Origin of the sequence: Alloalcanivorax gelatiniphagus (genome assembly GCF_005938655.1) — a bacterium.
GTDB lineage: Bacteria > Pseudomonadota > Gammaproteobacteria > Pseudomonadales > Alcanivoracaceae > Alloalcanivorax > Alloalcanivorax gelatiniphagus.
Genome location: NZ_VCQT01000048.1, coordinates 1 through 1,552, shown reverse-complemented (window position 1 = coordinate 1,552; position 1,552 = coordinate 1). Strand labels below are relative to the sequence as shown.

1 protein-coding gene is annotated in these 1,552 nt (G+C 64.2%); it reads left to right on the top strand.

Annotated features, from left to right (window positions below):
- The first annotated feature begins 190 nt into the window (after window positions 1-190).
- On the top strand, window positions 191-1,396 hold the full coding sequence (locus FGS76_RS19370; RefSeq protein WP_138774295.1) for an ISL3 family transposase: 1,206 nt from the start codon (window positions 191-193) through the stop codon (window positions 1,394-1,396).
- The last annotated feature ends 156 nt before the right edge of the window (window positions 1,397-1,552 follow it).

Here is a 1,552-nt window from a genome sequence, read left to right as displayed (position 1 = left end):
TCAGCGGTTCAGCGGTTCAGCGGTTCAGCGGTTCAGCGGTTCAGCGGTTCAGCGGTTCAGCGGTTCAGCGGTTCAGGGCGCCACGGACCAAGACGGATTCAGGAGTCAGAAGGAGTAATAGGTAGGGGCGGACAGTGAACCGAGTTAAGTTGTTTGTGCAACCAAATAACCTGACAAGGACACTGCCGCCATGGGCGATGCTACGTTCCCCGGGTCCGGCTGGGAAGGCTTTATCGCCACCCGGTTCGTTCCGCTCCTCGACTCCCAGTGCCAGATTGACCTGATTCCCGATCCTCAGGTGCCCGCCCGTTGCCCGCGCTGCCGGCGATCCTGCTCCGTGATCCACGACACCACCGTACGCCGCATCCGGGATCGGGACCTGTTCGAGTACCGGGTCTGGTTGTCGGTGCCGATACGCCGGGTACGGTGCGCCACCTGCGGTGTCGGCCGCGAAGCGCTGTCCTGGCTGGCGCCCCGGGCTCGTTTTACCCAGCGGCTGCGCCAACATGTCGAGGTCCTGCTCACCCTCTTGCCGCTCAAGCAGATCGCCGATCTGACGGGCCTGCACTGGCACACCCTCAAGACCCTCGACAAGGCCCGGCTGGCCCGGGACCTGCCCGAGCCCGACCTCAGCCGGGTCCGCTATCTGGTGATGGACGAGTTCGCCCTGTTCAAGGGCCATCGCTACGCCAGCGTGGTGATCGACGCCGAGACCCGGCAGGTGCTGTGGGTGGGGGAAGGCCGGTCCCGGGAAGCGATCCGACCCTGCTTCCAGTGGCTGGGCCGTCATTGCGAACACATCGAGGCCGTGGCGATGGACATGAACACCGCCATGGACCTGGAGGTACAGGCCTGGTGCCCCAAGGCCCGCGTGGTCTACGACTTATTCCATGTGATCGCCAAGTTTGGCCGTGAGGTGATCGACCGGGTGCGAGTGGACCAGGCCAACCAATTGCGCCACGACAAGCCCGCACGGCGGGCCGTGAAGCGCTCACGCTGGCTGTTGCTGCGTAATCCGGAGAACCTGAAGGCGGAGCAGGCCGGCGAACTGAAGGCCCTGCTGGAGCTGAACCAGCCGTTGATGACGGTGTATCTGATGAAGGCCCAGCTCAAGGAGCTCTGGTACGCCCGCACGGAACGCGCCGCCCGCTGGCGCTGGACACGATGGTTCAACATGGCCCAGGCCAGTGGCCTGACCCCATTGATCCGCTTCGCCCGCCTGCTCAAACCCTACGCCGAGGGCATCATCGCCAGTGCCTGTTACCGCCTCAACACCAGCGTCCTGGAAGGCATGAACAACCGCATCAAGGTCATCAAGCGCATGGCCTACGGCTACCGGGACAGCGACTACTTCTTCCTCAAGATCAAAGCCGCCTTTCCCGGGAATCCGCGATGAACCTAAAAAAAGCCCGGCGCGAGGCCGGGCTTTGGATGGGGTGGAAGGTGTGTATCAGGGCTCGTAGCGCCACTCGCCGTCGTCGCCGGCGACGGGTTGGAAGCCCCGGCTGGCGGTTTGCGGTTGGAAGCCTTCGAACGGGTTGAACACCGGGCC